Annotated in this window: 7 protein-coding genes; 4 read left to right on the top strand and 3 right to left on the bottom strand. The window is 63.1% G+C overall.

The genetic code is table 11. The features are described from left to right. The 3 genes from Q7T64_RS07175 to Q7T64_RS07165 all read left to right on the top strand — a co-directional run. Positions 1-738: RimK family alpha-L-glutamate ligase (locus Q7T64_RS07175; protein ID WP_370653271.1), on the top strand; the 738-nt coding region annotated here is incomplete at its 5' end. Beyond that, positions 735-1,988 (top strand): glutamate-cysteine ligase family protein, encoded by a 1,254-nt coding sequence (locus Q7T64_RS07170; protein ID WP_304793477.1) that lies wholly within the window; start codon positions 735-737, stop codon positions 1,986-1,988. The genes Q7T64_RS07175 and Q7T64_RS07170, both read left to right, overlap by 4 nt. Next, a complete protein-coding gene (locus tag Q7T64_RS07165; protein ID WP_304793474.1) occupies positions 1,985-2,677 on the top strand; it encodes an N-formylglutamate amidohydrolase in 693 nt (230 codons plus the stop codon). The genes Q7T64_RS07170 and Q7T64_RS07165 overlap by 4 nt, the downstream gene beginning before the upstream one ends. Before the next feature lie 10 nt (positions 2,678-2,687). Here the strand turns inward: Q7T64_RS07165 and Q7T64_RS07160 are convergent, their stop codons facing one another. After that, positions 2,688-2,906 (bottom strand): hypothetical protein, encoded by a 219-nt coding sequence (locus tag Q7T64_RS07160; RefSeq protein ID WP_304793471.1) that lies wholly within the window; start codon positions 2,904-2,906, stop codon positions 2,688-2,690. Positions 2,907-3,026: 120 nt separating this feature from the next. Next, positions 3,027-4,226, bottom strand: coding sequence for an Hsp20 family protein (locus Q7T64_RS07155; protein ID WP_304793468.1), 1,200 nt, complete (start codon positions 4,224-4,226; stop codon positions 3,027-3,029). A gap of 616 nt (positions 4,227-4,842) precedes the next feature. Here Q7T64_RS07155 and Q7T64_RS07150 point away from each other — a divergent pair. Next, a complete protein-coding gene (locus Q7T64_RS07150; RefSeq protein ID WP_304793480.1) occupies positions 4,843-5,817 on the top strand; it encodes a glycosyltransferase family 2 protein in 975 nt (324 codons plus the stop codon). Between the two features lie 132 nt (positions 5,818-5,949). Here the strand turns inward: Q7T64_RS07150 and Q7T64_RS07145 are convergent, their stop codons facing one another. Further along, entirely contained in the window at positions 5,950-6,807 is an 858-nt protein-coding gene (locus Q7T64_RS07145) for a glycoside hydrolase family 16 protein (protein WP_304793465.1), read from the bottom strand. Positions 6,808-7,452: the final 645 nt, after the last annotated feature.

Below are 7,452 nucleotides of genomic sequence, written 5' to 3'. Positions count from 1 at the left end.
CTGTTCATCCGCGACACCACCAGGGTCAACGACGATACCTACCGGATCGCGCGCCGCGCCGGCCTGGCCGGCCTGGTGGTGATCGACGATCCGGACTCCATCATCCGCTGCAGCAACAAGGTGTTCCTGCATGAATTGCTGAGGCGCCATCGGCTGCCGGTGCCCAGGAGCCTGCTGCTCCAGCGCGACGGGCTGCAGCAGGCGATACCGACGCTGGGCCTGCCCCTGGTCCTGAAGCAGCCAGACAGTGCATTTTCAATGGGCGTGCTCAGGATCGAGTCGCCACGACAGCTGGCCGACATGGCCGCAGTGCTGTTCCAGAAGTCCGCCTTGCTGCTGGCGCAAGAATACCTGCCCACCGCATTCGACTGGCGCATCGGCATCCTGGACCGCAAGCCGCTGTTCGCCTGCCGCTACCACATGGCGCCCGGGCACTGGCAAGTCATCAAGCACGAAGGCGACAGCCGCTATAGTGAAGGCCTGGCCGAAGCGGTCGCCATGGAGACAGTGCCGGCCGCAGTGATCGCGCTGGCGCTGGCGGCAGCCAACCTGATTGGCGACGGCTTTTACGGCGTGGACCTGAAAGAACGCGATGGGCGCTGCACCATCATCGAGATCAATGACAATCCGAATGTGGACGCCGGCAACGAAGATGGCGTGTTGCACGACGGGCTGTACCGGCAGGTGCTCGGGGTGATCCGCGACCGGATCGATGCCGCCAGAGGCAGCCGGTCATGACAGCGGCACGCGCGCTGCCGGCGTTTTCAGCCCAGGGAATCGAAATCGAACTGATGATCGTCGATATCGATACGCTGGACCCACTGCCCATCGCCGACCGCGTATTGCAAACTGAAGCCGGAACGCAGGTCAACGAGTTGCAGCGCGGCATACTGGGCTGGTCCAATGAAATGGCGCTGCACGTCATCGAGATCAAGAGCCTGGACCCGCACACGCCGCTGGCGCAGTTGCCAACTGCATTCCAGCGCGAGATACGCTACCTGAACCGCATGCTCGGGCACTTTCGCGCACGCCTGATGCCAACCGCCATGCATCCGTGGATGGACCCGCGGACCCAGATGCACATCTGGCCGCATGACAATGCCGATCTGTACGCTGCCTATGACCGCATCTTCCAGTGTCGCTCGCACGGCTGGGCCAACCTGCAAAGCCTGCATGTCAACCTGCCTTTCCGCGGCGACGACGAATTTGCCCGCCTGCATGCGGCAGTCCGCCTGGTGCTGCCGCTGTTGCCGGCGCTGGCCGCGAGTTCGCCGCTTGCCGACGGCCGGCGGCAGAGCGCACTGGACTACCGGATGCAGGCCTATGCGCATAACGCCGATGAATTTGCGTCGATTGCCGGCGCCATCATTCCCGACAACGCCAGCAGCCGAGCCGACTATGAGCGACAGGTACTGGCTCCGATGTACCGCGACATTGCGGCGCACGATCCGCAAGGCATCCTGCAACAGGAATGGCTCAATTCACGCGGCGCAATTGCCCGCTTCGACCGCAGCACGATTGAAATTCGCGTACTCGATACGCAGGAAACCATCTACGCCGACCTGGCCATTGCCGGCGCCGTGATCGGCATGGTGCGCTGCTTGTACCAATGCGGCATACCGCTGACCGAGCAGCAGGCAATACCGACTGCCGCGCTGGCGGCAATCTTCGACGCCTGTGTGCAAGACGCCGACCAGGCACTGGTCGACAATGCACAATACCTGTGGCTGCTGGGCGCCGACGTGTCGGCATGCGCGGCCGGTGAACTGCTGCGTTTGCTGGCGGCCCGATGCGATCGCCACGACCGGTCCGGCGATGCCACTCAGCAAAGCCTGCGGACAATCCTGGAGCATGGCCCGCTGGCGCGCCGCATCCTGCGCGCGCTGGACGGCGACACCAGCCACGCCCGGCTGGTGTCGGTGTATCGCGAACTGTGCGATTGCCTGGATGGCGCGCGCATGTTCGCGCCGTCGGAGCGCGCCAGATGAAGCGCTTCGTCGTGGTCAGTTGCGAGCATGGCGGCAATCGCGTGCCGTCCCGCTTTCGCCCGCTGTTTCGCGAGCATTGGCAACTGCTGCACAGCCACCAGGGCTATGACAAGGGGGCGCTGCGACTGGCGCGCGAAATGTCGGAGGCACTGGGCGGCGACCATCATTATTGTGTGGTGAGCCGCTTGCTGGTTGACCTGAACCGCTCGGTCGGCCATCCCGGGCACTTCTCGCCGATCACGGCTGCACTCGACCCTGCGGTCCAGGACGATATCCTGGATCGCTATTACCACCCGTACCGGGCAGCGGTCGAACACTCGATTGCAGCGGCCATCGGGGGCGGCCGGCATGTGCTGCATTTGTCCTGTCACAGCTTTGCCAGGGAAATCGACGGCCGGCAAAGGACGGCCGAGGTCGGCCTGCTGTTCGATCCGGTGCGCCACACCGAGTTGATCGCGTGCCGGACATGGCAACAGTCACTGGCGCAGCGGATGCCGGCACTGACGGTGCGTCTGAATTATCCCTACCTGGGCGTGGATGACGGCTTGATCACGACGCTGCGCGGGCGCTTTCCCGATCCGCGCTATGCCGGGATCGAGCTGGAAGTGCGGCACGATGCCCTCGCCGATGTTGCGGTGCGCGGCGCGTTGGTGCAGACACTGGCGGCGCTCTTGCATCCGGGCCCTTGACACGGGCACGCTAGCACTGGCTGCCGTTGCCAGCCAGCGTGTGGCGATGGATGATGGTCCCACCTGGCGATATCCCCTGCGCCAGCTGCGGCGCTCCCCCACCGAGCTTGGGCGCAGGCGGCTTTTGCGGCGGCAACGGATTGCCCGGCCGTTCAGGGGACTTGCTGTCACACCCGGCCAACAGCAACATGCCGGCCAGGCATGCGACACCGATCGACTGCCTGTTCATGCTGACCTCCGGCATTGGCAAACCATCAAGACCTGCCCGCACGCCCCGCAACCTGTGCCGGTGATCGGCACGGCCGCATAGCGGAACAAGCAAGACCAGGCGCGCACCTGCTCAATACCGTTAGCCGATATCAACCCGATGTGGCTGGCGCGCAGCAGCCGGCATCGGTATGCGCACCTCCAGCACGCCGTCCTGCAAGCTGGCGCGGGCATGGTCGGGGTCGACACCGTGTGGCAGCGGAATCATCCGGTAGAAACGGCCGTAACAGCGCTCGGAGCGCCGGTAGCCTTCGCCCGTTTTCGGCTGCGCCACCTGTTCGCGCCGTTCGCCCTCGATCGTGAGCCGGTCGTGCAGTACCTCGATACTGATGTCCTCGCGCCTGATGCCGGGCAAATCGGCGCTGACCAGCAGCGCGTCGTCTTGCTGCACGACTTCCACTTGCGGCATCCACTTGCCGGCCACCCCGCCCTGCCCCTGCCCAAAACGCGACGCGATCGGGCGGCCGATGAAGCGCTCGAACAACTGGTCCATTTCTTCGGACATGCGGCGCATCATGCCGATCGGCTCTTCCAGTCGCGGGAACTGATTGCGCAGCCATGCCTGTGCGCCGCCAAGGCCGGCAGATGCACCGGCAGCACCGGCGCCCATGCCGCCCGGCTGCTCCGTCTGCGCCTGGCGCGGCCCGGAAGCCGATGCGGCGGCGTCCGGCGGGCGGCCGGGTGTGCCGCCGAAGGCGCTCTCGTCGGTCCATGATTCCCAGCGTCCCGACGGGTGAGTGGCGGATCCGCCTTGCTGACGCTCACTGGCGGTCTGGCCGATGGTTCGCTGGTCGTCTTCTGTTTGCTCGTGCAAGGCCGATTCGGGCGTGCTGCGCGATTGATGTATCTCGCCGCGCCAGGCGCCCGACTCGTGCCCGCGAGCTTCGATCAGTCGCTTGAAACGTTCCAGATCCTGTCCGACCCGGGTGGCGATTTCCTGCGGGTCCGAGCCCTGTCCGCTGGCCGCCGGTTCAAACTCCATCGTCATCCTGACCCGCGCGCGGTCGCTACCCAGCGGCTGGAAGATGATGCTGCCACTATGATGGGGCTGGCTGACATCGCGCCATTCGATGCGCTGGTCGGGTACCTGTTGCGTGATCTCGGAATCCCACTCCACTTCGCGTCCGTGGCGCTGCGCGCGCCAGTGCAGGTGTGCGTCGTCGAGTTGCCGCACCTCCCGCACGCCATCCATAAAGCGCGGAAAGTCTTCGAACTGGGTCCATTGATTGTAGGCGGCCGACAGCGGTACGTTGACGTCGATCGATTGTTCGACTCTTGCCATGATGAACTCCTTTGATGATGCAGGCTCCGGGTGCACACCACACCTCAGTGATATTGAGCGCGCGGGCAAGCCAAAGTTTCTTGCCGATGACGACGCTGCGCAGAAGAACGGCGGGAATCGCAGCGCAGGAGATAAAGCCAGGCGCAAAAGACAGTGAGCGGTCCTGCAAGAAACACCAGCGGACCGCACTGGCGGGCCGGCGCGGCGCTTCGTCCACGCACCGGTCCCGCCACGGATTGATCTCCCGCACGCGCGGCACGATTACCCGGAACACGGCCGGCTACAGCCTGTCTGTCATGACTGTACGTTTGCATCGGCGCAGAAAATGCCGGTGTCCGGTATCAGCGCCAGGCATCAGGCTTCGACGCCAGCGCGCGCAGGCAACACAGCGGCAGCAAATCCTATGGGACAAGTCATTCCGATCGAACGGCAGCGCCGCCTGCGGCAGTTGGGCAGGCCGTCCGCCTTCCATGAATTGTGTGATTTGCGTGATTTGCGTGATTTGCATGACTTGCGCGAGTACCAGGAGTCGCATGAGCGCAAACACCAGCGTTCGGCGACATCGGCCGCACAGCGCCGGATGGAGACCGGGGACAGCGTGCTTGCCGCCGAGGCGATGATTCCGGTCACGGTCGTGGTGCCTACCTGCGCCCGGCCGCAGTTGCTCGATCGATGCCTGGCAGCGCTCGGCGCGCAGCACTTCCCGCCGTCCCGCTATGAAATCATTGTGGTGGACGATCGGCCCTGCGTGGCAACCCGGGAGGTAGTGGCGAACTGGTCGGCGCGCCTGCGCACTGTCGGGCCGCGCATCCATTACATTGCCAATCCCGGCCCGCACGGACCGGCGGCGGCGCGCAATTGCGGCTGGAAGGCGGCGCGCGGCAGCATCATTGCCTTCACCGATGACGACGCGATTCCGCAGCCGGACTGGCTACTGGCCGGCATGCGCGCATTCGATGACAATGTGCTGGCAGTCCGGGGCCGCATCGTGATGCCGCTGGAAGGCACGCCAACCGACTACCAGCGCGACGCCAAGGGACGGGAGACGGCCGAGTTCGCCACTGCCAATTGTTTTTGTCCGCGCTACGTGCTGGAAGAAGTCGGCGGGTTCGACGAGCGCTTCCGCCACGCATGGGGCGAAGACGCCGACCTGTATTTCCGGCTGCTCGCCCGGGACGGCCGCATTGTGCATGCGCCGGCGGCGGTGGTGGTGCACCCGATCCGTGCCGCGAGTTGGGGAATCAGCGTGCAGCAGCAAAAGAAAATCCTGTCCGATGCGCTGCTCTACAAGAAGCATCCGGCGCTTTACCGCCAAAAGATCCGTGGCCAGTCGCGCTGGGACTATTACCTGATCGTACTGAGCATGCTGGTCGGCGGCGGCGCGCTGCTTGCCGGCAGTGCCGGTGTCGCGGCGATTGCCGGCCTGACCTGGCTGTCGCTATCGGCCCGCATTTGCCTGGCGCGGCTGAAAGACACGGTCCGCACGCCTTCGCATATCGCAGAAATGGTGGTCACCTCGGCACTGATACCGCCGGCAGCGGTTTTCTGGCGGCTGGTGGGTTCGCTGCGCTTCCGCACCGCCCTGCTCTGAACGTGATGCTCGTTGCCGCGCCTGGGTACCGGCCATGACCATTGCAGCAGCGGCACGCAAGAAGGCCAGCGAAAAATCGCTGGCCTTCGGATCCCGCGCGAGCGCGGCTTGCTGCATGACGGCCTTAGCGCATTACTTGAACTGCCAGGCCCGCACGTAATTCACTTCGTAGGAATTTCCCTTGCCGGTTGGCGTTGTGCCGTCAGGCTGGCCGCTGGCGCTGCCGTACCAGAGGTCGAGCATCAGGTACATCGGATCGCCCATCGAGACATCCGCCGAGAACACTTCCTTGCCGTCAAAGTAGAAGGTCTGCTTGTTGGCTTCCCACTTCAGTCCGTACTTGTGGAATCCGGCCGACAAATCCGGCGTCTGTACCATCTTGAAGCCGCCGTTCACGCTCTGGTCCAGCCAGATCGTTGCGCCATAGGCAGTCGGATGCAGGTTGCCGTCCGACCAGCCACTGTCCGGGCCACCGCCGGCATAGGCTTCCATGACGTCAATCTCGGGACGTCGATTGTCGATGTGATTGAACAGCCAGAATGCGGGCCAGGTACCTTTGCCGACCGGCAGCTTGGCTTCGACTTCGAAGTAGCCATAAGTCTGGTAGTACTTGCCGTCGGTATCGATGGTGCGGTTGAAGAAATTGCCGCTGGCATCACGCTCTGGCCATATCTTCAGCTTGCCGTCTTCCACCTCATAGTTCTTGGTGCCGGGCGCTGCCTCGTACCATATCTTGTCATTCCATACGCTGGCGTTGAATCCATCGAAGTCATCGTTGAAAGTCAGCGAGTAGCTTGCTGCGTCCTGGCCGGCCGGGCCGTCACTGGCCGTGCTTCCACTGGCCATGCCTGAGGTACTGGCGTAGGCGCCTTCGGAACCCGGCGCGCCAGCCTCACCGCCACCACCGCCACAGGCAGCGAGAATAACGGTGGCAGCGGCAGCAGCACTGGCGGCGCGAAGGATGCGGAGGGTGTTGGATGCATTTGTCATGTGTTCTCTCTTTCTCTGTGTTGTTACAGAATTGATCAGCGTCAATTCATGTAAAGGTGCTGCTCTGAGGCATTCCCGCCAGCATTAGTTCCGGCCGGAAAAGAGGGGCCACAGAAAGAGATTGCCGTTGCGACATCGAATCTTGTCGCAAGGAAAATGGTGTTTGCGCTGCTCAATTGACCACAAGCAAGGAATTTTTCCCTTGGGTTTCAATGGCTTGCGAATCGTAGCTGCCGCAAGGACAAGGACTGCGAGTCACCGGTGGTGCCAGGGCAAAAAAAACGGGATTTTTTTCGCTGTCTGCCAGAAAGCCATGCCAGCGGCAAGCAATTCAGGCGTGCAATGTCGCTGACATGCAACAGCACAGCATGGCCTGGCTTCTCATATCCATACTTCGTCCAGAAAATCTAGGCTGAAAATCTGGACAGCAGAAATTGAATGCACCTGTTTCATGCTGGCAGAACAAAAAAACGGATTCGGGAGCCGCATCGCTTCCCGAATCCAAAAGTCAGGGAGTAGTTTTCAAACATCACAACGAGTGGGTTTCCGGAACTTTCACCTCCTTTCGTGTGAAGGCAGGCTTGTGCAAGACCGCCTTGATCTCCGCCAACACGCCCCGGATGAAAGCCGGGGCAACCGTTGTTG

It is taken from the genome of Lacisediminimonas sp. (assembly GCF_030645335.1).
GTDB lineage: Bacteria > Pseudomonadota > Gammaproteobacteria > Burkholderiales > Burkholderiaceae_D > Lacisediminimonas.
Note: the sequence above shows the minus strand (reverse complement) of the source record. Positions and strands in the feature narration are given on the sequence as shown.

Coding starts and splice junctions, on each gene's coding strand:
- Q7T64_RS07145 (WP_304793465.1), bottom strand. CDS start 6,807: ATGACAAATGCATCCAACACCCTCCGCATCCTTCGCGCCGCCAGTGCT.
- Q7T64_RS07155 (WP_304793468.1), bottom strand. CDS start 4,226: ATGGCAAGAGTCGAACAATCGATCGACGTCAACGTACCGCTGTCGGCC.
- Q7T64_RS07160 (WP_304793471.1), bottom strand. CDS start 2,906: ATGAACAGGCAGTCGATCGGTGTCGCATGCCTGGCCGGCATGTTGCTG.
- Q7T64_RS07170 (WP_304793477.1), top strand. CDS start 735: ATGACAGCGGCACGCGCGCTGCCGGCGTTTTCAGCCCAGGGAATCGAA.
- Q7T64_RS07165 (WP_304793474.1), top strand. CDS start 1,985: ATGAAGCGCTTCGTCGTGGTCAGTTGCGAGCATGGCGGCAATCGCGTG.
- Q7T64_RS07150 (WP_304793480.1), top strand. CDS start 4,843: ATGATTCCGGTCACGGTCGTGGTGCCTACCTGCGCCCGGCCGCAGTTG.